We start from the raw sequence: 23,023 nt of genomic DNA, 5'->3' as shown, positions 1-23,023 counted from the left end.
AGAATTTCAGTTTATTGATTTTCGACCTGTAGGGATTCTCATAATTTTTTTCTTATAGAAGGCAAATTTTACTTGTTCTCATTATGAAGATTGTGCTTTGTCCGGGCTATGGTCAGGCTGCCGAACATGCCCCATGCCGAAAACTGCTCCCGGGCCGAACCGGAGGGCGCGGCCCAAGACGCGGCGTCCAAACGCCGCCATCTTCGCCTCATGGCGATCCGAGCCTCATTTTTTAGGTATCAATCATGATCCGTTAGCGGCTTTGTTCATTATTATCCGCCGGAGCTTAGCCCTATGGATTAACCGCGTTGATCAACAGGCCTTCGAGGGTTTAATTGAACGGCCGCGTCCAGGCCGCCCAAGCCGCTTAAATCCGCATCCCTCAATCTAAGCCTATTCGGCCTAACGTAATTTTTCCGGAGCCTCGAGCGCAATGTCTAGAAATTCATTGATCTGGTCTTCCACCCAGGCATGCTGGGTAAGCTGCTCGATGGCCTGGGCAATCGAATCCTTTAACTCCTGGGGCAGCAATTGGTCTTTGGCCAGGCGGTCTTTCAAAAAGGTGGCCAAGGTCTTAGAAGAGATTAACTGTTTGCCCTTTCCCGAGCGGGTAAAAATTTCCTTGATATCTTCGTTTACCCGCTCCGTGGTGATGCCGTGTAGAAAGCGCCCGGGAGAGCCGCCACTGAATAGCGAGGTGATCAAATAACGGGAATAATAAAAACGCTTACCGGTATGCCAGAGATTATCTAGATGCTTTTCCTGCTCTGGTTCCCGCACATAGGCCTGCAGGGCATCGCGATATTTTCGTTCCAGACGGGCGAGAGCCACGTTTTTAATCAAAAACAGGTTAATAAGAAACATCCCCAGCACACTGGTGAGGCGCAGAGAAGGAGGGATTTCGCTGGCCCAGTTCCACAGAAAGTAGATAAACAGCAATAACAGTACGATGGTGCGGATCAAACCAAGCTTGGAAGAAACTAGACGGGGATCATTACGGTGGCTAAAAAAATAACCCAGCAGTAAGAACAGCAAGACAACCTGAGTATAGGCGCTGAGCAGTATGTTTATCATAAAACTAAGCATTTTTCTGTCCTTTAGATTAGGTTCACCTGCCAATAACCCTGGCGATCTCGAGGATTAGTTGCGGCTGCCGCGATAACTTACCCCTTTAAATTGTCCATCGCGGTTAATATCTTTTTTATACCACAATCCTAATCCCCACGGGGAGTTTTTTGACCTCATGAGATAAAGTCGCTTTGTCCTGTCTAACTGTAACGTGAAAAGGCCAAAACCCTTTGTTTGGCTAGCTGCAGGAAATACCGATGCCGGGGCCCGGCCAATTCCAGATGGTGATAAACTGTCAACTTGGCCAGGTCCTCGATAAAAATCCAGGTAATACAGTAGGCCCAGATCAGACCTACCTGACTCCAGGTGATGGGCGCGATCAGCCCGAAAGGATAGACCACGAACAGGGTGGCGGCCAGCTTGGTGATAATCGCCGACCACAACAGAGTACTCGAAGGATATGGTCTGGTCAGAAACATACGCGGGGTGCGGGCCACAAACAGCGTCAAGTGGCCGGCCACCGCCAGCTTCAGGAAGATAAAGGTCTGAATCTGATCAATGCTAAGGTGGAGCCAGGACTTGGCGATGATCAACAGACCGAAAGTTTCGATCACCCCAATGAGTCCCAGGACCGTGGCCACGGTGAGCACCCGCTGCATTTTCCAACTTACCGGTTGGGGATCGATCATGGTATTGTCGGAGGCAATGGTCATGATCGGGACGTCGTTGAAAAAGGCCAGCAGGATGATCATAACGGCAGTGATGGGGTAAAAATTATAAACCAGCATCGCCAGCACTACGAAAAACATGATGCGGATGGTCTCAATGATGCGGTAAATGGCGTAACTGTTCATGCGCTCAAAGATCTTGCGGGCTTCTTCAACGGCATTGACGATTACCGACAGGCCGGGCGCGGTCAGCACTAGGGCGGCGGCAGCCCGGGCCGCGTCCGTAGCGCCGCTGACCGCGATGCCGACGTCGGCCTGTTTGATGGCCGGCGCGTCATTGACGCCGTCTCCGGTCATGCCGACGATATGCCCGGCGGCCTGGAGTGCCTTGACAATGCCATATTTATGCTCTGGAAAGACCTGAGCATAACCGTCGGCCTGCTCGATTTCCAGCTCCGCTACCGGACTCAGATGGGCCGCCTCCACCCCTTCCTTGAAAAGTTGGTCAGCGGGCTGGATATTGGTACCCAGACCTAACTGCTGGGAGATCTCCTGGGCGATCGCCACATTGTCGCCGGTGACCATCTTGATCTTAATACCATGCTTTTGGGCGTTGGCAATGGTTGCTGCCGAGTCTTCGCGCGGCGGGTCGAACAGCGAGAGGATACCCATAAACTGCCAGGGACCTTCATCCTGAGCACAGGCTACTCCCAGGGTCCGATAACCTTTGACCGCCAAGTCATGCACCACCTGTTGGGCCCGGGTGTTATCATCCGGAACCATTTGACAAAGGCCCATGATCACCTGAGGGGCACCTTTGGTTACTTTGAAAATCTGATTCTGAGAGTCTTTTATAGTGCTTTCGGTGCGTTTATGGATCGGATCGAAGGGTACGAATTTGGTTAGGGTATAATTATTCAATATTGCCTTATCCGGTAATCCGGCGATAATCGCCAAGTCGATAGGGTCCTGATCCTCCTCTTTGGAGGCCAAGGAAGCATAAAGGATCAGTTCTTGCACGTCCTTGGCTCCAAAGACGACGGAGTCGCCCAGGGTCAGGCGGTTCTGGGTCAGGGTGCCGGTCTTGTCTGAGCACAAAATATCGATACCGGCCATTTCTTCGATGGATTCCAGTTTGGAGACCACGGCCTTCATTTTCGATAACGCAATGGCCCCGACTGCCATGGTCACCGAGAGCACCGCCGGCATGGCGACCGGGATGGAGGCCACGGTCAGAATGAGCGCAAACTCTATCAACTGCAACACCCGGTCACCGCGCTCCAACTGGACCAATATCAATACCGCCACTAGTCCCAGGCTCAAATAAATCAGATAATCACCGATTTGCAGGACCGCTTTTTGAAAGTGGGAGGCCGCCCCGGCTGTCTGCACCAGACTGGCAGTACGGCCCAAAAAGGTATTGAGGCCCGTACTGACCACCAGGGCCAGCATTTCTCCCTGCTTGACGGCCGAGCCGGAATAAGCCAGGTCGCCGGGCTTCAGGCTGACCGGCAACGATTCCCCGGTCAGGGCTGATTGATCGACGCTGAGGAAGTCCCCTTCGAGCAACTTCACATCAGCAGGGATGACGTCTCCCAACCGCAGACGGATGATATCGCCCGGGACCAATTCCCGGGTAGCGACTTCCAGCCATTTGCCGTCCCGGTGCACCCGTGCCTTAAGGGCTAACTGTTTCTTCAATGCCTCCAGGGCGTTGGAGGCCTTGAATTCCTGCCAAAAACCGATGGAGGCATTGAAAACCAGCAGAAGCACGATGATAGTAAAATCATCCCAATCTCGCACGACCAGGGATAATATTGCCGCTACTTCAATCATCCAGGGAATCGGCCCCCAGAAATAACTTAAAAACTTGGCAATGGGACTGACTTTTTTTTCCGCCAGTTCATTGGGGCCATATTCCTGCAACCGTTTGGTGGCCTCGGACGAAGAAAGTCCGTCGGGGGTAGCCTCTAGTTTGGCCATCAATGCATCGATTGCAATGGTTCTGGCCTCTTCCGCGCTGATCGTGCTGGGATTCATGATCTTTACCCTGGCCCAATTCTTGGATGGCAAAAGGACGTTTAATTAACTCACCAACTTGATAAAGGCTTCTCCCTCTTATCCAAAGAATGCGGAGTTACTTTACAAAAGTCATTCCTGAGGTGATTGGTGTAGCCTATCCGCTTTGCGAGGAGACCGGGTGATTAAGCCAGGCACTCCTTGGAGATCCTTACCGCTTCTCGGATCATTTGATTGGTATAACCCCACTCATTGTCATACCAGCTCATGACCTTGACTAGATCGCCATCCACCACCTGGGTCATGTTCAGATCCACTATGGAGGCGTGCGGGTCCTTGATAATATCAGAGGAAACTATGGGATCTGCGGCTACTCCCAGGATATCCTTATAGCGGGCGCTCTGTGATTCCTCCTTAAAGATGCGATTGACCTCATCGACCGTGGTTTCTCTTTCGGTAACAAAGACAATATCCGCCAGCGAACCGCAGGGCACTGGACCACGCACCGCCACCCCGTCAAATTTGCCCTGGTATTGGGGCAAGGTTATACCCGTGGCCTTGGCCGCGCCGGTGGTGGTGGGCACAAAATTGGCAGCCCCGGCCCGACCCCGGTTCCAATGCCGGTTGGGACCGTCGACAATCGACTGGGTGGCGGTATAGGCATGAATGGTGGTCATGATGGCCTTTTTGATGCCGATCCGTCTTCCCATAACCTCCACTACCGGGGAGATACAATTAGTGGTGCAACTGGCACAGGAGATAACATGGGCGGACTCTGCCGGTTTGCAGACTCCGGGGACGATGACACAGACATCTGGACCCTTAGGGGGCGCGGACAGGATAATATAGCGGGCTCCGGCCTGCACATGTTTGGCCAGACCATCGCGGTCGGTAAAGACGCCGGTGCATTCAAAGACGATATCAATACCCAGCTCTTTCCAGGGGAGCTGGGCCGGATCCTTGGCACTAAAAAATCTATGTTTTTTCCCGTCGACCACTAAATGGTTGTCCTCGATTTCGACTTTTTTATCATAGCGGCCGTAAACCGTATCGTATTTGAGGAGGTAAACCAGGTTATCCAGCGGCATCAGATCATTGATGGCCACTAATTCTAATTCGGGGGTCTCCAGGATAACCTTGAAAGCTGCCCGGCCAATTCTACCCATACCATTAATCGCTACTTTTGCCATTTTGAACCTCCTTCCTGGGTATGGAGCTTTTGATTTTGTAAGTAATTTTAATTGCCAAAGGCCCGGAAAACCACAATTTTGCCGGTCAATCCTGGCCTTGCAAAACCGTCCCCATCATTTATTACTCGGTTCATACAATAACTGCATTGGAGTCAGATAAAAACTCCTCCCCTAAATCCCTTAAGGGGGGTGGGAGGGGAGCCTGAGGGAGGGCGGGGGGCCAGCGGTCCCCCGGCCCTTCCCTCAGATTAACCTTTTGAATGCTCGGAGTAAATGATTTGCTTTATCATTATTAATCATCCTAAAGTTAGAGGCATTAGCACCGGGTGTCAACCCCAACCCGGCTGAAAGCCCCCAGATCTGGCTGATTAAGACGGCAGTTCGTAGATTTTGATTTCTGCCTGCTGTCGTTCCGCGGCCAGCCACTGGGAGAAGAGCAACTGTCGTTTTTGTTCCAGTACGGAAGAATAAACCTGATCCCGGACTTTCTGGAATTCCTCTGAACTGGGTGTCCGGCGAGCCTTGAAAGCCAACACATAATAATTGCCTTCCCAGGATATGGGCTTTTTTACATATGGTTGCTCAGCAGATAACAGGAAGGCTGCCAGGGATAATACTTGTGACGGCCGTTGTTCTGGGAAGCCCTGCCTGCGGGTGAAAAACTCACTGCTCCGCAGACCCAGGCCGGCCTGGGCCGCGACCTTGTCCAAAGGCTTACCCTTTTGCAGACAGGCCAGCAATCTCTGGGCCTCTTGCTCGGCACGAGCCGCGGCCTTCTGCTGTAAGACGGCTTGGCGCACCTGATCCTGTATCTGGTTGAAAGGCGGGATGTGGCTTTCTTGACGTTCCAGACATTGAAGAATTGCGATACCATGGGGGAAGGAGACTAACTTACTGATTTCCCGCGGTTTTAAGCTCAATGCGGTCTGATTGAAGTGCAAATATTTTCCCAGCTCAGGGATCGGATCATTCATGGAGATATAAGGAGTTTGCTGGATGTTTAGATGGTGCCGGGCGGCCACCTTGGGCATCGCCGCGCTTGCCAGTTCCACTCTTACCTGTTGGGCGTTCTCCTTAGCCAGACGCCGGGCCTCTTGTTCCTTAAGCTGCTCTTCGACCTGGTCTCGGACCTGGTTCAGGGGTAGGGGCTTTGTTTCCTTAATTTCTTCCAGGCGGAGGATATAGTAACCTTTGGGGGTGTGTGCTAAACCGACCTGACCTTCTTGCAACGAGAAAGCCACTTTTTCCCATTCCGGCAGGTTCTGTCCCCGGGTAACATACCCCAGATCCCCGCCTTGGTCGCGGCTGGCTTTATCCTGAGAATAAGTCTCTACTAATTTGGCAAAATCTTCTCCGGCCTGAGCCCGTTCCCAAATCGCTTCAGCCTGCTGCTTAATTCGTTGTTGCTCCGCCTTGGTGGCCCCTGGCGGTTCCCATAACACCAACTGGCGGAGGCGGATGGTGTGGGGGCGGGCAAATTGGTCTCGGTGTTCCTGATAATAATCCTCAATCTGCTGGGAGGTAAGTTTGACCTGACTCATATATTTGTCGTCCGGAAAGAACAGATAGCGCACCCGAGCCCGATCCGGCTGGCGGAATTCTTCCTGATGGGACTTATAATAATCGGCCATCTCGTCTTCTGCCGCCGTCTGCTGCGCCAGATAGCGACCGGGAGAAATCACCAGATAATCGACCCTGACGGCCTCCCGCTCCAGACGAAAGAGTTCTTCCAACTCGGCCTCTGAGACCTTAGCAAAAGAAGTAATCAGCTGAATGACCTTTTTTATCAACAAGCTTTGACGTTCCTGGGCCTCAAAATCGGCTGGGGACAGGTGGTGACGGGCCAGAACAGTCTGATAGCGCTGTTGATTGAACCCTTGTTCATCCTGAAATATCGGGTATTGTTTGATGTGCTCCTGCAGTTCCGCGTTAGTCACCATGATGCCATAGCGCTCCGCGGCTTGCACGATGAGCTGTTCCTCAACCAAGCGCCTCAGGGCCTGCTCCCGTAAGTTAAGCGATTTCAGGAGGTCCTCGGTGGCATTTTCCCCCAATCTGTCGCGATACATCTTTAATAATTGATTATAGGTCTGCATATAAGCGGGAAGCCAGATCGGGGTGCCGTTTACCGTAGCCACTTTTTGAAACCGGGCCGACCGGAAGCCGCCGATGCCCCAAAAAACAAATACTACCACAATGATTCCCACCGCTAGGATAATAAACCAGGATCGGGCATATTTTCGCATTAAACTAAGCACAATTTAATTTCCTTTAGCCGTATTAGGGGGGGAAGTGGCCAGGGAAGTCCCTGATCCCATTAAATTGCGGGCCTGTTGGGCCGCGGCACTCTGAGGATAGTCGGCCACTATTTTCTCCAGAATCAGGTTATAAACCTTGGTCTTCCCCTGGGCCTGGAAGGCCAGGGCCTGTTTTAAGAGGGCTGGGGGTGCCAGCACGCTTTTGGGATACTGGTCTACGACTTTGTTAAATTCTACGATCGCCTCATCCAACTGCCGCTCCTGGTAGAAGGTGTCAGCCAGGAAGTACCGGGCCTCCACCGCCTTGGCGCCGTTGGGGTGGTCACTAAGATACCGGTTGAATTTCTGCCGGGCCGCCTTATAGGATTTTTTCCGGAACAGCTCCATGCCCTCTTTAAAAACCTTGGTTTCTTCAGGGCTGGCAGTGGCAGCTTGACCCTGGGCCGCTTTGGGGGGCAAGGGAGCCGTTGCCAGGGCAGGGGGCTTTGCTGTCGGGGTTTGGGGTGCCACTGGGGCGACCGGCGGGGCCGCGGACGGCGTTGGGACAGGAGCCGCGCTCGGGCTTTCCTGGGCCTCGGCCGGTTCTTCCTTAGCCGGCGGTTCTTTATCTACTTTAGCCACTAATTCCGGCTGCTTCTCCGGCTTCCGAACCTGGGCCTCCTGAAGCTGACGCAGGTGATAGCGGTTTTCCTCTACCTGGCCTTCCAGCCTCTGCAGCCTGGCTTGTAAGCCATCAATCCTACTGCTTAAATCAGCCAACTTTTCGGCGCTCGGACTTAGCGGAGCAGGCTCCGCCATGGCAGTGGTTTTGGTTACCGCCTCAGGATCTAAGCCACTGTTGGTATTGGTACTCCGGCCTAATCGCCCCCCATACAGAAACGGATCACAGGCGCCCAGACTCAGGGCCAAAAACCCCAAAAGCAACCAATGCTTACACTTCTGTCTAGTCTTTGGCATAAAATTCCCTCAATGTTGATCCGGTGTGTGGTATTTTAAAAAACAATGGTTGGTAATTGTTTAGGGCTGCGGTCCGGGCTAACCTTTCACCCGGTGGGACCAAGAGCCATATTGAGGTAAATTATTCTTCCGGACCGCCAATCACCAGATGAACCCGACGGTTTCTGGCCCAAGCGTCTTCATCATGGCCAGGGTCAACTGGTTGTTCCTCGCCGTAACTGACGGTTGCCAGGCGATTAGGGGCAATGCCCAGGTTAATCAAATAGCTCTTGGCACTATATGCCCGTCTTTCTCCCAAACCCAGATTATAATCGCTATCGCCCCGTTCGTCGCAATGGCCTTCAATGGTCACCACCACTTCCGGGTGTTGGCGCAGAAAAGCCGCTTTTTTCTTTAACAGCTCCTGGGACTCAAGAGTCAGGGTATATTGATCATACTCAAAATACAAGTCTTCGCTTTCAAATGCAATGCCTTCGGGACCATAAGCTCGGGCCCGGGCGGTTACCTGGTTGCGACTCCGCCCCCGGCAAGCAGCTTCGGCGTCCAACTCCTCTTCCTGGATGACAGCCCTCTCTTGATCTTCGACCACCGGTGGGGGTGGAGCTACCGTCTTTCGGGCACAACCGCTGGCTAATGCTAAAGCCACTATTAGAATAACGCGGATCCACCCAAAAATATATCTGTGCTTGGTCATAGTCCCTCTCTAAATTTTAATAATCGAGGTTAATTTATTGCCCTGAACCAGGTCTTAAACATATTTGTAACCGAGAACCGAAAACCGGAAGCTACTTAGGCGACCAGGCCGGTTGGGTCTGTTGCCTCGGCAGGTGCGTCAGCCGGGTCATAGTCCCCCGGGCGACGTTGATCAGATAAATGGCCGTTTGTCCGCCACGGTTCGAACTACAGGCAATAAACTGCCCGTTTGGCGACCAACTGGGGTTTTCGTTACTCCCTTCATGGGTCAATTGTTTCGCCACCCCGCCCTGGGCCGGGATGGTAAAAATCTGGAATTGCCCCCCCTGGCGGCTGGCATAGGCAATTTGATCGCCCTTCGGCGACCAGGCCGGGGACACATTGTAAGCCCCGGAAAAAGTCAAACGCCGGGGCTGGCCGCCCTGGGTGGACATGATATAGATCTGCGGATTGCCCCCCCGATTGGAGACAAAGGCGATCTGACGGCTGTCGGGCGCAAAGCTGGGGGACAGGTCAATGCTTGGGCTTTTAGTCAACCTTGCCTTAATCACTCCCCGAGAATTGAGCAGGTAGATATCCTGGTTGCCATCCTTATTCAGGGTGGCCGCCACCAGACCGCCTGGCCCCCACGCTGGGGTGATGTTCAAGGTGCCGTTGGCCTGCAGCCGGCGCACTGCCTTGGTAGCGACCCGGACCGCGTAAAGGGCCGGGAAACCACGCCGAAAAGAACAGAAGATGATCTCCTGGCCATCCGGTGCCCAAGCCGGGGACAGGCTGATGGTCCGCAGCCGGGTCAGGCGCTCAGACTTAAGGTTATCCAAATTAATGACATACAGCTCCTTGACGTTTTTGTTTTCATTAATAAAGGCAATCTGGCCCCGCGGTACCCCTCCCCGTTGCCCGGTAAGGTAAAAAATTACCTCTTCGATAAACTGGGTGGCCATCCGCCGTGCAGTATTGGTCGGCCCCCGATAGCGTTTACCCAGCAGCATCTGGCCGGAGCCGGGATCAAAGAGGCGCAATTCCAACCGGAGCTGCTGGCCCTCGGTTTGAAAGCCGCTGACGATGACCAGGTGGCAGCCAAGCTGCGTAAAATAATGCAGCCGGGCCGGGTCGGGCGTCAGTCCCTTAAGGGCCTGAGAATCATAACTGCCCTGCTCCAGGACGGTGAACAGCCCGGAGTTCTTCAGACAGAAATCAGCCTGGGAGACAATTTCCGTGCCCAATTGCGCCGCCCCACCAACCTCCCGCAGGGGCTGGGGCTGAGGGACCGCGATAGTATATTTTTTAGTTAAGGGGGCCTGAATTTCAATGTATTCCCGGGCCGCCGCCGTCCAGACGCCGATTATCAGCAATAGCAGAACCAGCCCACTCAGGCCAATGGTTAAGGAAAGTCGGTAGTTGCTTCTACGCTTCAAGAGCTGGCTTTCCATTCTGGGGTAAAGGTGACGCCGATTTCCAATTGTTCCACCCCAAAGGGCAGAGCCGGTAAGGGATTGCTGCGACTAATGGCCGTCATCGCCGACTGATCATAGAGGCGGTCCCCGGATTCTTGTTCAAACCAGGAAGCCGCAACCGTCCCATTCGCCATCACCCGCACCACAATTACGGTCTTGAGGGCTTTGAGATTACTGCGTTGCAAACTATGGGGTTGCCAGTGCGATCGGATCAGGTCGGCTACCCGCTGCGTATAGGCTTGGGCCACTGCGGTGGAACCGGCCTGCCCACCTGCCGCGGTTGGACCTGAACCTGCCCCGCGGCCGGGTTTCGTCCCCTGAAGTGCCCATCGGGCCCTGACTTTTCCGGCTTCTAGTTTAGCTGCCACCTGGGACACTGCATCCCGATAGGCCTGGTCCCGGGCTTTAGCGGCCAGACCTTTTTCAACCCCTTGCACGGCTTCTTGGATGCTCTGGTTCCGTTTGACCTGAGCCGGAGCTGTGGGTTCGGCCTGGCCCTGGGTTTTATCCCCAGTCTTGGCGGCGGCTGCAGATGGGGGAGCCGGCGGCCGACTCTCCGATTTAGCGGCATTCCCGGTTCCAGCCGCCTCGGGGCCAGGCTTGGCGGCCGAAGGCGATGGCTGCCGCACCTGGCTTGGGGAAGGACCAGCACTCTTGGTTTTAGCCTTCGTATCTGAAACTGTTTTGTCTGGAACTGTTTTTTGGGGCGCTTCGGATTTGATCTTGGCAACTTCCGGAAATGACAGGGGTTTGGGTTTAACTGCCTCGGCTGCAGGGGATGGCCCGGGCGGTTGTACTGGCACGCTTTTGGACTTAGCACTAGCCGTTGGTTTCTGATTTTCAGCATGCGAGGGCTTCACTTCGGGCCGGATCTGGGCCACCGGAGCCGTCTTTTTGGCCTCGGACTTTTGGACCGCGGGCGGGCTGGGGGCCGGAGTAGGTTTTACTGCCGGCGTTTTTTTGGCTTCCGCTAAAGGTACCTGAGGCGCGGGTCGATCCGGTTTGGTTAAAGTGGGCCGAGGGCTTTCCACTGCCGATTTTGGGGCTGACTTCGCCGGGAGTTCAGGGGCTGACGGGGCAAGCTTTTTTATAGACTTGGTTTCCGGTGCTGGCCCCTGCTCCTGAGGTACTGGTTTCGGGGCTTTAATTGCACTGGGACCGAGGGGCAATGCCGGGACTGTTTCTGCCTCGGGGTTGGGTGGGCCCGGCAGAGGCAGATTCACCAGATCTACGGTATATGTGGGAGTTACTTCCGGCCAGTGTCTGGCAAACGGCTTTAGGTATAGCACCACCGCAAACAGGGCCAGATGACAGACCAGGGACACTAACAGCATCACTCCCAAACGTTCTTTGGGGGTCTGGGGTTCGATGGCCCCTCTTTTCCACTTAATGTCCATCATTCCGACTTTTCTACCGGTGATTCGGTTACCATGCCCAGTTTTTCCACTCCCGCGGCTTTAAGGCGGCCCATCACCTGAACTACCAGGCCGTATGGCACGGTGCGATCCGCCTTCAGGTAAACTGGCCCCGGGCCATGAAGCTTTTCCTCCTGGGCAATGGCGGCACCCAGGGTAGCGAGTTCTCCCCGCTGTTCATTGATATAGATTTCCCCGCCGGGGGTGATAGAAACGATTACCGGCGGCTTTTTGGCCTCCAGCGGTCCGGCCGTAGTCTGGGGCAGATTGACATCCACCCCTTGGGTCATCATCGGTGCGGTGACCATAAAAATAATCAATAATACCAACATCACGTCCACCAAAGGGGTGACATTGATATCGGCCATGGGCTCTTTATTGTTATTAAAGCTCGCTGCGGCCATGACCCTGTGCTTCCCGGGGCTGGACCCGACGCAGTAGATCCCGCTCAATAATATTGAGTAAATCAGCGGCAAAGTTGCCCATTTCGGCTTCCAAGACCCTGACTTTGCTAAGGAAATAGTTATAGGCAATTACCGCCGGGATGGCTGCCGCCAACCCCGCCGCGGTGGCAATCAGGGCTTCGGCAATCCCCGGGGCAACCATGCTCAGGGTGGCGCTGCCTTTAAGGCTGATGCCCCGGAAGGCGTTCATAATTCCCCAGACAGTGCCGAACAGCCCGATAAAGGGGGCGGTGTTGCCAGTAGTAGCCAAAAAGGTCAGGGCCCGCGACAGCCGGGTGGTCTCGGCACTTATCGCCCGTCGCAAGGCTCGGCTGACATTGTCTAAGCCGGCCCGCAGGGAGACCGAGGCCTGAGTCTCGTGGCCCGGATTATCCAAGGTAGTCTTGGTCTGCCGTAATTTGCCCAGTTCAATATAACCCAAACGATAGATTTCGGCCACCGGCGAAGCCCGCAAATGCCGGGTATCATGGTAAGCCGTGGACAGATTTTTGGCGCTCCAGAAAATCTCTAGAAACTCCATGGTCTGCTTTTTGGCCCGGGTCAACAGGACCAGTTTGGCAAAAATAATGGCCCAGCAGACTATGGAAAAAAACAGCAGGACCAACATAACCCCCTTGACCATGGGGCCAGCTGCCTGAACAATGGGCAGAATATCCAAATCCGAGGTACTGGCGGCAGCCACCGCGCTCGTTAGGGTAGAGCTGATCAAAGGGAAAAATATAGAGATATCCATATATTTTATCGCCTAATTTTATGTCTCTGTCCAGGTTTTGTCAAGCCGGATTTGCGGGCCGCTTGGGTTTGGGGCCGCCTTCCAGAATTTAATCATAATCGTCATCTCAAGGGAATCAAAATTCCATTATCTACTCCAGACTCATAAAAAGCTTGACAGGACAATCCGGACATGGAGAAAATTCCAGGCATAAACTTGAGGAGGTGAAGATGGTTCGCATTATGGGGCATCGGGGCGCACCGGCCTATGAACCGGAAAATACCTTACGGTCAATCCGCAGGGCCCTGGAAATGGGTGTGGAAGCGGTGGAGATTGATGTTCAACTGAGCCGGGATGGCCGTCTGGCGGTGATCCACGACGAGACCGTGGATCGCACTACCAATGGCCGCGGCCGGGTCAAGGATTTAACCTGGGACGAACTGCAGCGCCTGGATGCCGGGCAGGGAGAGCGCATTCCAGCCCTTGAAGAAGTCGTTGACCTGGTGCGGAGCCGAGCCCATTTAGTGGTGGAGTTGAAGCAGCCGGACGCGGTGGCTCCGCTGGCGAAATTTTTCCAGGTGCATAATCTGTTCGACGACGCCCATGCCATCTCTTTCTGGCACCCTGCGGTCAAGGCTTTGCGAGAGCTTGAGCCAAAGATCAGAACCGGAGTCCTGTTGGTCGGCCATCCGGTTGATCCGGTGGCCATGGCCCGCGGCGCCGGGGCCGAGGCTCTAGTCCTCAATTATGCTTTTGTCAGCCAAGACCTGGTGCAGACCGCCAAGCGCGCCGGTCTTATGGTCTTTATCTGGAATATCGATACCATTGAATTATTAAAGCCCTTTTTAGACCTGGAACTTGACGGCATCGGCAGTAATCGCCCCGATGTCTTAATCGAGTATTTAAAAACCCATCGGGGTTGAGGTGATTTTTCGACTCCCGCAACTGGCAAATGGAGACTTCCGGCTTTCTTCCGGATAATAAAAACCGCCGATTCCAGTTATGGATTTGAGCCAAGTTTTGGGCGGCCTGAATATGGACCAGAGGGTAACTGGCGGTTGACATTTGGTCTCCGGCCAACTGGCCGCCGGTGAGGAGATCGCCATAAGCATCGACCAGACCCTGACCCAAGATGCTACCGGGACCCTGGCGTATCTGGAGTTTGAATCCTTGGGCGTGCCCCAGGTGCGTACCAAGGTTTCGGTGAGTTATGTTGATCATAACCTGCTCCAGACTGATTTTAAGAATGCCGATGACCACCGCTTCTTGCAATCCATCGCAGCTTGCTACGGGATCAACTTTTCGCCGCCCGGCAACGGCATCTGTCACCAGGTACATCTGGAGCAGTTTAGCGTCCCGGGCCAGACTCTGTTGGGCTCGGATAGCCATACCCCCACGGCCGGCGGGGCGGGGATGCTGGCCCTGGGGGCCGGGGGCCTGGATGTGGCCCTGGCCATGGCTGGCCAACCGTTCTATCTCATCATGCCCGAGATCGTGGGTATCCACCTGAGCGGCCATCTGCCTCCCTGGGTTTCCGCCAAGGACATCATTCTGGAATTGCTGCGCCGCCTGAGCGTTAAGGGCGGAGTAGGGAAAATCCTGGAATATTTTGGCCCTGGAGTGAAGAATCTGACCGTCAGTGACCGGGCCACGATTGCCAACATGGGAGCAGAATTGGGCGCTACCACCTCGGTGTTTCCGGCCGACAGTCAAACTAAGCGGTTTCTAGCTCTCCAGGACCGGGTCGAGAGTTTCCGTCCGCTCAAGGCCAGGGGCACCAAAGGCTTCGGCACCATCCTGGATCTGGACCTGGAAAGCCTCTCCGCCCGGATTGCCTGCCCCTCTTCCCCGGATAATGTCAAGGAAGTCCGGGAAGTCGAGGGTACCCCGGTGCACCAGGTGATCATTGGTTCCTGCAGCAACTCTTCCTATCGGGACCTGATGGTGGTGGCCCGGGCCTTGGAAGACCGACAGGTGCACCCCCGGGTGAGTCTGGAAATCAATCCAGGCTCCAGACAGGTGCTGGAAAATGTCGCGTTGGCGGGGGGTCTGGTTACTTTGCTCCAGGCCGGGGCCCGGATTCACCAACCCGGGTGTCTGGGCTGCATTGGCATGGGCCAGGCTCCGGCCACGGGGACAGTATCGATCCGCACTTTCCCGCGCAATTTCCCGGGCCGCAGCGGTACCAAGGATGACCAAGTCTATCTGGCCAGTCCAGAAACCGCAGTAGCTGCGGCAATTTATGGGGAGATCGTTGATCCTCGCCGCTTGGGGGATTATCCTCGGGTGGCGCGGCCCCGTCGCTATCTGGTCGACAATAGTCATATTCAGACCGCCAGTTCCGAAGCTCCGCCGGGCGAGATCGTCCGCGGGCCCAATATAAAGCCCTTCCCCGAACTAACCCCCTTGCCGGAAAGCTGGGAAGGCGAAATTCTTTTGAAAGTCGGGGATAATATTACCACCGACCACATCATGCCGGCCGGCAGCCAGATCTTACCGTTACGCAGTAATATCCCGGGGATCAGCGAATATGTCTTTGCCGCCGTGGATGCGGATTTTTCCCGGCGGGCCCGACAGAAAGGGGAGGGGGTGATCATCGGCGGGGAGAATTATGGCCAGGGTTCCAGCCGGGAACACGCCGCCCTGGCTCCCCGCTACCTGGGCGTGCGAGTCAAACTGGCCAAGAGTTTCGCCCGCATCCATCAGGCCAATCTGATTAATTTCGGCATTCTGCCCTTGATCTTCGAAAACCCCGAGGATTACGATCAGCTAACCGCTGGGGCTCGCATGCGACTCCCGGACGTCCGGCGTCGGTTGCTGGCTGGAGAGGAGCGCCTGCCGGTCGAGGTCAATGATGAGACTATCTGGGTGCGGGTCAAGCTTTCTGACCGTCACCGGCAGATTGTGGCGGCTGGGGGGTTGCTCAACCGGACCCGGGAAGAATATCAGAAAAGGCACGGCCACTAACTGCCAAGAAATAAAACCTTAGAACCCTATCCCAGCCTCAAGGGGCTGATTTGAGGAAAGCCAGGCTGTCTGCTTGGCGGGGCAATTTACGCTTACTGGCAGACCAGGGAAGCGATTGGTTTTACAGAAAAAATTCAGGGCGCAATAAATTGCGCCCCTAATCTTCAAGATTTCCGGCTGATTACTAACTGTTATGTACTCTTCAATTCTCAGTTCTGGGCCTAAATCTTAGGTGGCCAGCCCAGAGATTAACCGCTCCTACCTTAGGCACCCAGGAAATATGCCTCTTTCAGGGCCGGTGGCTTAAATTCGATTACCCGTAGCAACAACACCGGCACAGTGGCGTGGCTGACCACCTTTTCGGCCACGCTACCAATCACCCAGGCGACTTCGCCGCGGCCGTGGGTGGCCAGGGCGATCAGGTCCATATTGTTATCCTTGGCATAAGCAATGATCTGTTGGGCCGGCATGCCTTCAACATAGGCCCAGTTGACCTCCAGACCTTTGCCCTTCATATCATTGGCCATCTTTTCGAGGTACCTTTCCGAGACCCGCTTTTCTTGGGCGGCAGCATCCTTAAACACCTCGGGGCTGGGCATTCCTTCCACACCCAAAACTCCGGTACTGCCCACCGTCAATAAAGTGACCTGGGCTTGACAGGTTTTGGCCAACTCCTCCACTTGAGGCAAGATCTTTGCCGCCAATTCCGAACCGTCCAGTGGAACCAAGATCTTCTTAAACATGAAATCCTCCTGACTTTAATAGTTAGTGATTTCTGAAATTATCGGTTGCGCATTTTCAACTAACAAAAGCACCAGGTTGGATTCCCTGACGCTGACCTCGCCTGATGATGAAAGAGACTCTTTACCTCAACTCCGCTAGCCAACATCGGTATTTTTGGACTGATTTCCTTTCAATTCTATTTTTGTTAAATTAATAACTATTTATGCTTCTGTCAATGGCAAAATTGCCAAGATTTAAAACTAATCCTCGGCGAGGCCAGGGTCTGCGGGGGCGGTTTCGGGATATTCCAGGGCCTTATATAGCTGGCGCTGCAATAGACGGTTATAACTGGTAAAATCACGGTCCCCGCTGTCGACTTCAAGGTGCTGGTCCATCATTTTCAATTTGGCATCCAGATCGTCCAGATAATATACCAGCAGCGCTTCCCGGGTCTTGGGTAGCACCGGGGAGCCAAACTCATGGTAGCCGTGATGGGAGACGATAATATGCTCTAATTGCAGCAGCAGGTGGGGGTCTGGAAAGTCCTGGGCCGCGGCTTCCTCCCGCACCATTTCCAGGCCCAGGATAATATGCCCTAATAATTGCCCGGAAATAGAATATTCCGGCGCATGGGGGGTGGTGATTTCTTTAACTTTACCAATATCGTGCAGGATGATTCCGGCCAGCACCAGATTGCGGTTGAGGTGCGCATAAATCGCGGTGGCTTGCAAAGCCATGCGGGCCAGGAACCAGGTGTGTTCCAACAATCCCCCCAAATAGGCATGGTGATAGAGTCGGGCCGCCGGGCAGACCTTAAAAGTCTCGGCGTGCTTCTTGAGCAGACCCAGCACCAGTTCCTTCAGCGGAGATTCCAAATGCTCGGCGGCCAGATTCAACAACTCCTGCCACATCTGGTCCAGATCATAGGGGCTAGATAGAATCAGTAAGGTAGGATCAAAGTCTTTGACCTCCTTTTTGAGCTGGCGGAGGCGGTCTACGGTCATAATGGCTTGCACGGTTAGCTGCAGTTCATTATTGAAAGAATTGACTCGCCCCTTGACGGCCACATAATCCCCCTGGGTAAAAGGCTCGGCATACCTTTCCAATACATCCGACCAGACCTTGCCTTTCAAAAAGCCACTGCGGTCACCCAACAGGAGGGCCAGATAAGGCTCCCCGTTCCGGGTCAGGCGTGATTCGACCTGCCGCAGGATAAAAAATTGCTGGACCAGATCTCCCTCCCGGAGGTCTTTAATCAACTGGTGCGACATCGAATAGTCTCCCTTATATTACCTTACGCCGGGCCTAATTCTTGGGGCTATGGGGAAAAATTTCCTTGGCGGGGTCTAGTTGCCCCCCAGAGCTAGTTGATTTTAAGCCAAAAGCCTCGACTCAGCAAGGGGAATTATTTTTAATAATAAGGAATTAGCTTAGCTTGACAACTTTACCGGAGATAATTAGTTTTTAAACATTATGAACCGATATTTTTATTATAGGACTATGCCAGGCGGTTTTTATAACAACCCGTAAATAATCTTTCTCCATTAAAATAAGGGGTTGAATCATATCTGAGTGATCCTCAAGGGATGGGGCTGGTGGATCGACCCAGACCCCGGAGCAGAAGGCTGAGGAGAATAAGCGCAAAACAAAAAATAAAAGGGAAGCCTTAGGAAAAAATTTAAAAAAGCCCCAAGGACTTGCTAAATAAAATTCTCTATGTTAATATTTATAGATTGGTAATTTTTGCATTTACCTAAGGGCGGAAATGTTTACCGCATCAAGGGGAATCTCCTATGGAGAGTGATTATATCAACAAACTTATCAATTTGGGTAAAGAAAAAGGTGGTTATGTGACCTATGACCACCTTAATGAGATTTTACCGGCGGAAATGGTTGATCCCATTCAAATCAAGGAAGTATTTGATACTTTGCAGGAAGAAGAAATCGAGGTGGTTGATAGTTTAGAAGAAGTCGGCTACGGCGAAGTAGAACTGCCCGAAGAGGCTGCCGAGGCCGAGGAGCCTGCGGAATCCGAAGAGGTTCCCGAACAAGAGGGCATTGTTGCGGCTTATTTTCGGGAGATGCTGCGCTATTCGGTCTTGACTCCCGAGGAAGAGAAAAAATTAGGGAAAATCATCAAGAATGGCCAGGAGAGCATTCTGAAGATGGTTTATGCCAGCAAGTCTGACCTGGAGGAGATGCAATACCTGCGACAAAAGGTAGAGGAGTGGTTTCAGAATGGAGAGAAGACGGCCCAGGCCAAGGAGAAATTATTCCGTTTTATCCATCAGACCCTAAAACAGGTCCAACGCCGCCATCCGGAGGCGGGGGAAGTTAAGCAACTGGCCAAGGAGATTAAAGAAAAGGAAAAAGAGGTCACCAAAGCCAGGGATGAGATGATCAAGGCCAACCTGCGGCTGGTGGTGAGCATTGCCAAAAAATATTTACACCGGGGATTGAGCTTTTCAGATCTGATCCAGGAAGGGAATCTGGGGTTGATGAAGGCCGTCACCCGATATGATTATACCACTGGCTACCGCTTGAGCACCTTTGCCTCCTGGTGGATCCGGCAGACTATTACCCGGGCGATCTATGACAAGACCCGTACTATCCGGATTCCGGTCCACCTACAGGAAATCCGCAACCGCTGCTATCGAGCTTTCTATGATCTGCTTAAGGAGTTGGGACGAGAACCTTTGCTCAAGGAGATTTCCGAGCGTTCCGGGGTGCCGGAGGACAAAATTCTGGTAGTCACCAATCTCTCCGACGAACCTATTTCCTTGGAAACCCCGGTGGGCGATGAAGGGGATCGGCTGGGGGATTTCATCCGCAATGATCAGGCCATTTCTCCTCATGAAGCCATAGTCAGCTCCGAGCTGGGCGAAAAGACCGATGCCATTCTTGCTACTTTAACTCCCCGCGAAGAGAAGATCATGAAGATGCGGTTCGGCATCGGGGCCGAGGTGGAACATACCCTGGAGGAAATCGGTCGGGAGTTTAAGGTTTCTCGGGAACGTATTCGCCAGATTGAAAAAAAGGCTCTGAAACGGCTAAAGCATCCTACCCGCAAGTCAACGCTGGAGGACTTTCTGGAATAACCGCGGGAACAGAACTTAAACTGCCTGATTTATCCGCTTATTGGAGAAATGATCATGACAGTTAGGGACCCCCAGAAGCTGACGGAATTGCGGGAGCGTCTGCTGGAGCGCAAACGCAAATTATGGCAAGAGGTCAAGACCCAGATCAAGACTGGTTTAGGAGAAAGCTACCAGGATCTCCTGTCTACTGTCCGGGATAACGAAGATCAGGCCTTGGCCAACCTCCTGGAAGAGACCCAATTTTCCCTTATCGAACCCAAACGCCAGGAACTTATGGCCATCGAAGAAGCCTTAATTCGGATGGATAATGGCACCTATGGTTTCTGCGAAGACTGTGGCGCACCCATTGAACCCCGGCGGCTGGAAATCATGCCCCAGACTTCCTTGTGTCGGGAGTGTCAGTCGCAGCGGGAAAAGATTGCCAAGGCCGGGGGGCGCTGACCCTATCCCGAGTAGAAGGCAATGCGGCCCGAATCGATAAGCATCAAATATTTTTAGGAGTCGGCCGAAAATTAAAGGATATTAAGGCCGGGGTTTAACGGTACTGGCCTCCAGACCGGCGACTGGTAACCGCCGATGTTGCAGGGAGGGGAGGTGAGCCCGCACCCGCTGTAATCGTTCCCGCTCTAACCAGGCGTAAATCACCCCTTCCCCATCCGGGGCCTGGGCTAACATCAGACCCCAGGGATCGACCACCATGGAGCGACCATAGCTTTCCCGTTGGGGCCCATGCTGGCCAAACTGGGCCGGGGCCAGGATATATACCTGATTTTCAATGGCTCGGGCCCTAAGCAGGACCTCCCAGTGATCCTTGCCGGTGTGTAAGGTAAAGGCCGCAGGCAGGATGATAACCTCAGCCCCTTGGTCTACCAGGAAGCGGAATAGCTCCGGGAATCTTAAATCATAGCAAATGGCCAACCCGATGGTAAAAGCTTCTTCGGAGAGGGACGCGGTGACCACCTTCTGGCCGGACTGAACATAACGGGATTCCTGATAAGTCGTCCGGCCCGGCAGGGTAATATCAAAGAGATGGATTTTTCGATAATAGGCCAGCAGATTTCCCTGAGGACCGAGCAACACTGAAGTATTGTAAGGTTTAGGCCCTGGCGCCGCTATCTCTGGAAAGGTGCCCAGCAACAGATAAATCCCCAGTTCCGCCGCCAGTTGTCGGAATTCCTGCACTAAAGGGCCGTCCAGGGGTTGGGCCGTGGGCAGGTTTTCTTCCTCTCTTGGTCCTAAATAGGCAAAGTGCTCCGGCAGAGCCACCAGCCGGGCCCCTCGGCGGGCGGCTTCCTGGATCAGTTGGCGAGCCCGAAGCCGATTGTGCTCTATGTCGGTGGTGCTGTGCATCTGCACGAGGGCTACCCACATTTAACTACTCCCTTAGCTATCTGGGCTGCTGCCTGAGGATGGATTATACAATGAATAACCGTGGAAACGGAAGCTGAAAATGTGCATCTAACCGGTGCTGCCGGAGATCTGCGGATTATTTTGCCCGCAGCTGGCGGAGGGCAAGTTGGGATATAATAATCCTGCTAAAAAAATCTTGACAGATTTGCTAATCTTATTTAAATATATAAAGATACATTTTAGTGCCTGGATTATTGGGCACGATGGGGTTCCGGGCTGGCGTAGCTCAATGGTAGAGCAGCTGATTTGTAATCAGCAGGTTGCGGGTTCGAATCCCATCGCCAGCTCCATAGCAACTCCGAGAATTTGAACAAACCAGGTGGAGACGGTCTGGGGCGCCCAGGCCATATACAGTGGAGAGGTTCCCGAGCGGCCAAAGGGAACAGACTGTAAATCTGTCGGCGATGCCTTCGGAGGTTCGAATCCTCCCCTCTCCACCATAAAATTTTACAGCAGGGAGATTGGGGTTTCGAGACAGGGGGAAAACATCTTCAACGATGCCTGAAATCAATCTGGCCCCTTCCAATCCTTGGCATTAGGGCGGGAATAGCTCAATTGGCCAGAGCATCAGCCTTCCAAGCTGAGGGTTGCGGGTTCGAGTCCCGTTTCCCGCTCCAGGTAGGGCCCACGTAGCTCAGTAGGTAGAGCACTTCCTTGGTAAGGAAGAGGTTCACCGGTTCGATCCCGGTCGTGGGCTCCAGAGCGATATGGTGAGATAGTTAATCCCGGATGGCCAAGAAGAAGTTTGAGCGCAAGAAGCCGCATGTGAATGTGGGGACCATTGGACATATTGATCATGGCAAGACGACCTTGACCTCGGCGATCACCAAGCATTTGGCCCGCAAGGGGATGGCGGAGTATATTCCCTTTGACCAGATTGACAAGGCGCCGGAGGAGAAGGAGCGGGGGATTACCATTGCCACGGCGCATGTGGAGTATGAGACCGACAAGCGGCATTATGCGCATGTGGACTGTCCGGGGCATGCGGACTATATCAAGAACATGATCACCGGGGCGGCCCAGATGGACGGGGCCATTTTGGTGGTGGGGGCGGATGACGGCCCCATGCCGCAGACCCGGGAGCACATCTTGTTGGCCCGGCAGGTGGGTGTGCCCAGCATTGTGGTGTTTTTGAACAAGACCGACATGGTGGATGACCCGGAGCTGATTGAGCTGGTGGAGTTGGAGTTGCGGGAGTTGTTGTCCAAGTATGATTTTCCGGGGGATGAGATTCCGATCATCAAGGGTTCGGCCCTGAAGGCTTTGGAGAGCGATGATCCGGATTCGCCGGAGGCCCGCTGTGTTTTTGAGTTGATGGAGGCGGTGGACAGCTATATTCCGGAGCCGGTGCGGGACATTGACAAGCCCTTTTTGATGCCCATTGAGGATGTGTTTTCGATTTCCGGTCGGGGCACGGTGGTCACCGGTCGGGTGGAGCGGGGCATCATCCGGGTGGGGGAAGAGATTGAGATTGTCGGTTTTCGGCCCACCTTCAAGACGGTGTGCACTGGGGTGGAGATGTTCCGCAAGACCCTGGACCAGGGTCAGGCGGGGGACAATATTGGCGTGCTGCTCCGGGGCACCAAGAAGGATGAGGTGGAGCGGGGCCAGGTAGTGGCCAAGCCGGGGTCGATCACGCCGCACACCAAGTTCAAGTGCGAGGTCTATATTCTGACCAAGGAGGAAGGCGGGCGGCATACGCCGTTTTTCAATGGTTATCGGCCGCAGTTTTACTTTCGCACCACCGACGTCACCGGGGTGGTGACCCTGCCGGAAGGGGTGGAGATGGTGATGCCGGGGGACAATGTTTCCCTGGAGGTCAGCCTGATCACCCCCATTGCCCTGGAGAAGGAGCTGCGCTTTGCCATCCGGGAAGGGGGCCGCACCGTGGGCGCCGGCGTGGTCAGCCAGATTATTGAATAAC

At 53.9% G+C, this 23,023-nt stretch carries 19 protein-coding genes and 4 tRNA genes; 9 read left to right on the top strand and 14 right to left on the bottom strand.

Annotation, left to right across the window (positions count from 1 at the left end; genetic code table 11):
- Nucleotides 1-68: 68 nt before the first annotated feature.
- The 11 genes from JRG72_06320 to tolQ form a co-directional block, all read right to left on the bottom strand.
- Nucleotides 69-212, bottom strand: a complete 144-nt coding sequence (locus JRG72_06320; protein ID MBW2134831.1) for a hypothetical protein — start codon at nucleotides 210-212, stop codon at nucleotides 69-71.
- A gap of 190 nt (nucleotides 213-402) precedes the next feature.
- Nucleotides 403-1,086 carry a hypothetical protein gene (locus JRG72_06315; GenBank protein ID MBW2134830.1) on the bottom strand — a complete coding sequence of 228 codons (684 nt, stop codon included), beginning with the start codon at nucleotides 1,084-1,086 and terminating at the stop codon, nucleotides 403-405.
- 182 nt (nucleotides 1,087-1,268) lie between these two features.
- On the bottom strand, nucleotides 1,269-3,776 hold the full coding sequence (locus tag JRG72_06310; protein MBW2134829.1) for a plasma-membrane proton-efflux P-type ATPase: 2,508 nt from the start codon (nucleotides 3,774-3,776) through the stop codon (nucleotides 1,269-1,271).
- Between the two features lie 164 nt (nucleotides 3,777-3,940).
- Nucleotides 3,941-4,945 (bottom strand): type I glyceraldehyde-3-phosphate dehydrogenase, encoded by a 1,005-nt coding sequence (gap, locus tag JRG72_06305; protein ID MBW2134828.1) that lies wholly within the window; start codon nucleotides 4,943-4,945, stop codon nucleotides 3,941-3,943.
- 368 nt (nucleotides 4,946-5,313) lie between these two features.
- Nucleotides 5,314-7,203 (bottom strand): SurA N-terminal domain-containing protein, encoded by a 1,890-nt coding sequence (locus JRG72_06300; GenBank protein MBW2134827.1) that lies wholly within the window; start codon nucleotides 7,201-7,203, stop codon nucleotides 5,314-5,316.
- Between the two features lie 3 nt (nucleotides 7,204-7,206).
- The gene (ybgF, locus tag JRG72_06295) at nucleotides 7,207-8,160 is read right to left on the bottom strand and encodes a tol-pal system protein YbgF (GenBank protein ID MBW2134826.1); all 954 of its coding nucleotides are present in this window, start codon (nucleotides 8,158-8,160) and stop codon (nucleotides 7,207-7,209) included.
- 121 nt (nucleotides 8,161-8,281) lie between these two features.
- Nucleotides 8,282-8,854, bottom strand: a complete 573-nt coding sequence (gene pal, locus JRG72_06290; protein ID MBW2134825.1) for a peptidoglycan-associated lipoprotein Pal — start codon at nucleotides 8,852-8,854, stop codon at nucleotides 8,282-8,284.
- 91 nt (nucleotides 8,855-8,945) lie between these two features.
- The gene (locus JRG72_06285; protein ID MBW2134824.1) at nucleotides 8,946-10,271 is read right to left on the bottom strand and encodes a PD40 domain-containing protein; all 1,326 of its coding nucleotides are present in this window, start codon (nucleotides 10,269-10,271) and stop codon (nucleotides 8,946-8,948) included.
- Nucleotides 10,268-11,710, bottom strand: a complete 1,443-nt coding sequence (locus JRG72_06280; protein MBW2134823.1) for a TonB C-terminal domain-containing protein — start codon at nucleotides 11,708-11,710, stop codon at nucleotides 10,268-10,270. The genes JRG72_06285 and JRG72_06280 overlap by 4 nt, the downstream gene beginning before the upstream one ends.
- A complete protein-coding gene (tolR, locus tag JRG72_06275) occupies nucleotides 11,707-12,129 on the bottom strand; it encodes a protein TolR (protein MBW2134822.1) in 423 nt (140 codons plus the stop codon). The genes JRG72_06280 and tolR overlap by 4 nt, the downstream gene beginning before the upstream one ends.
- A complete protein-coding gene (gene tolQ / locus JRG72_06270) occupies nucleotides 12,110-12,922 on the bottom strand; it encodes a protein TolQ (GenBank protein MBW2134821.1) in 813 nt (270 codons plus the stop codon). The genes tolR and tolQ overlap by 20 nt, the downstream gene beginning before the upstream one ends.
- 209 nt (nucleotides 12,923-13,131) lie before the next feature.
- Here tolQ and JRG72_06265 point away from each other — a divergent pair, with 209 nt between their 5' ends.
- Together JRG72_06265 and JRG72_06260 are read left to right on the top strand one after the other, a co-directional pair.
- Nucleotides 13,132-13,824 (top strand): glycerophosphodiester phosphodiesterase, encoded by a 693-nt coding sequence (locus JRG72_06265; GenBank protein ID MBW2134820.1) that lies wholly within the window; start codon nucleotides 13,132-13,134, stop codon nucleotides 13,822-13,824.
- Between the two features lie 142 nt (nucleotides 13,825-13,966).
- Nucleotides 13,967-15,868 carry an aconitate hydratase gene (locus JRG72_06260; GenBank protein ID MBW2134819.1) on the top strand — a complete coding sequence of 634 codons (1,902 nt, stop codon included), beginning with the start codon at nucleotides 13,967-13,969 and terminating at the stop codon, nucleotides 15,866-15,868.
- A 263-nt stretch (nucleotides 15,869-16,131) separates the two neighbouring features.
- On the opposite strand, the gene JRG72_06255 is transcribed toward JRG72_06260, so the two are convergent.
- Together JRG72_06255 and JRG72_06250 are read right to left on the bottom strand one after the other, a co-directional pair.
- Nucleotides 16,132-16,611, bottom strand: a complete 480-nt coding sequence (locus JRG72_06255) for a universal stress protein (GenBank protein MBW2134818.1) — start codon at nucleotides 16,609-16,611, stop codon at nucleotides 16,132-16,134.
- A gap of 240 nt (nucleotides 16,612-16,851) precedes the next feature.
- A complete protein-coding gene (locus JRG72_06250) occupies nucleotides 16,852-17,862 on the bottom strand; it encodes a 3'-5' exoribonuclease YhaM family protein (protein MBW2134817.1) in 1,011 nt (336 codons plus the stop codon).
- Nucleotides 17,863-18,384: 522 nt separating this feature from the next.
- Here JRG72_06250 and JRG72_06245 point away from each other — a divergent pair.
- Nucleotides 18,385-19,689, top strand: coding sequence for a sigma-70 family RNA polymerase sigma factor (locus JRG72_06245; protein ID MBW2134816.1), 1,305 nt, complete (start codon nucleotides 18,385-18,387; stop codon nucleotides 19,687-19,689).
- 54 nt (nucleotides 19,690-19,743) lie between these two features.
- Nucleotides 19,744-20,130 (top strand): TraR/DksA C4-type zinc finger protein, encoded by a 387-nt coding sequence (locus tag JRG72_06240; protein MBW2134815.1) that lies wholly within the window; start codon nucleotides 19,744-19,746, stop codon nucleotides 20,128-20,130.
- 81 nt (nucleotides 20,131-20,211) lie between these two features.
- Here the strand turns inward: JRG72_06240 and JRG72_06235 are convergent, their stop codons facing one another.
- A complete protein-coding gene (locus JRG72_06235) occupies nucleotides 20,212-21,060 on the bottom strand; it encodes a carbon-nitrogen hydrolase family protein (protein ID MBW2134814.1) in 849 nt (282 codons plus the stop codon).
- A gap of 254 nt (nucleotides 21,061-21,314) precedes the next feature.
- On the opposite strand from JRG72_06235, the gene JRG72_06230 reads away from it, so the two are divergent.
- The 5 genes from JRG72_06230 (at nucleotide 21,315) to tuf (ending at nucleotide 23,022) form a co-directional block, all read left to right on the top strand.
- Nucleotides 21,315-21,389: transfer RNA gene (locus tag JRG72_06230), tRNA-Thr, on the top strand.
- Between the two features lie 65 nt (nucleotides 21,390-21,454).
- Nucleotides 21,455-21,539 (top strand) — tRNA-Tyr (locus JRG72_06225).
- A gap of 100 nt (nucleotides 21,540-21,639) precedes the next feature.
- Nucleotides 21,640-21,716, top strand: a tRNA-Gly gene (locus JRG72_06220).
- Nucleotides 21,717-21,722: 6 nt separating this feature from the next.
- Nucleotides 21,723-21,799, top strand: a tRNA-Thr gene (locus JRG72_06215).
- Between the two features lie 29 nt (nucleotides 21,800-21,828).
- A complete protein-coding gene (tuf, locus tag JRG72_06210; GenBank protein MBW2134813.1) occupies nucleotides 21,829-23,022 on the top strand; it encodes an elongation factor Tu in 1,194 nt (397 codons plus the stop codon).
- Nucleotide 23,023: the final 1 nt, after the last annotated feature.

This window comes from Deltaproteobacteria bacterium (assembly GCA_019309545.1).
Lineage (GTDB): Bacteria > Desulfobacterota > Desulfobaccia > Desulfobaccales > Desulfobaccaceae > Desulfobacca_B.
Note: the sequence above shows the minus strand (reverse complement) of the source record. Positions and strands in the feature narration are given on the sequence as shown.

What these genes read in the sequence shown, in the direction of transcription:
- JRG72_06240 (MBW2134815.1), top strand. Translation starts at nt 19,744, where the DNA reads ATGACAGTTAGGGACCCCCAGAAGCTGACGGAATTGCGGGAGCGTCTG.
- tolR (MBW2134822.1), bottom strand. Translation starts at nt 12,129, where the DNA reads ATGGCCGCAGCGAGCTTTAATAACAATAAAGAGCCCATGGCCGATATC.
- JRG72_06255 (MBW2134818.1), bottom strand. Translation starts at nt 16,611, where the DNA reads ATGTTTAAGAAGATCTTGGTTCCACTGGACGGTTCGGAATTGGCGGCA.
- JRG72_06315 (MBW2134830.1), bottom strand. Translation starts at nt 1,086, where the DNA reads ATGCTTAGTTTTATGATAAACATACTGCTCAGCGCCTATACTCAGGTT.
- JRG72_06320 (MBW2134831.1), bottom strand. Translation starts at nt 212, where the DNA reads ATGAGGCGAAGATGGCGGCGTTTGGACGCCGCGTCTTGGGCCGCGCCC.
- pal (MBW2134825.1), bottom strand. Translation starts at nt 8,854, where the DNA reads ATGACCAAGCACAGATATATTTTTGGGTGGATCCGCGTTATTCTAATA.
- JRG72_06250 (MBW2134817.1), bottom strand. Translation starts at nt 17,862, where the DNA reads ATGTCGCACCAGTTGATTAAAGACCTCCGGGAGGGAGATCTGGTCCAG.
- tolQ (MBW2134821.1), bottom strand. Translation starts at nt 12,922, where the DNA reads ATGGATATCTCTATATTTTTCCCTTTGATCAGCTCTACCCTAACGAGC.
- JRG72_06310 (MBW2134829.1), bottom strand. Translation starts at nt 3,776, where the DNA reads ATGAATCCCAGCACGATCAGCGCGGAAGAGGCCAGAACCATTGCAATC.
- JRG72_06245 (MBW2134816.1), top strand. Translation starts at nt 18,385, where the DNA reads ATGGAGAGTGATTATATCAACAAACTTATCAATTTGGGTAAAGAAAAA.
- tuf (MBW2134813.1), top strand. Translation starts at nt 21,829, where the DNA reads ATGGCCAAGAAGAAGTTTGAGCGCAAGAAGCCGCATGTGAATGTGGGG.
- gap (MBW2134828.1), bottom strand. Translation starts at nt 4,945, where the DNA reads ATGGCAAAAGTAGCGATTAATGGTATGGGTAGAATTGGCCGGGCAGCT.
- JRG72_06265 (MBW2134820.1), top strand. Translation starts at nt 13,132, where the DNA reads ATGGTTCGCATTATGGGGCATCGGGGCGCACCGGCCTATGAACCGGAA.
- JRG72_06280 (MBW2134823.1), bottom strand. Translation starts at nt 11,710, where the DNA reads ATGATGGACATTAAGTGGAAAAGAGGGGCCATCGAACCCCAGACCCCC.
- JRG72_06235 (MBW2134814.1), bottom strand. Translation starts at nt 21,060, where the DNA reads ATGTGGGTAGCCCTCGTGCAGATGCACAGCACCACCGACATAGAGCAC.
- ybgF (MBW2134826.1), bottom strand. Translation starts at nt 8,160, where the DNA reads ATGCCAAAGACTAGACAGAAGTGTAAGCATTGGTTGCTTTTGGGGTTT.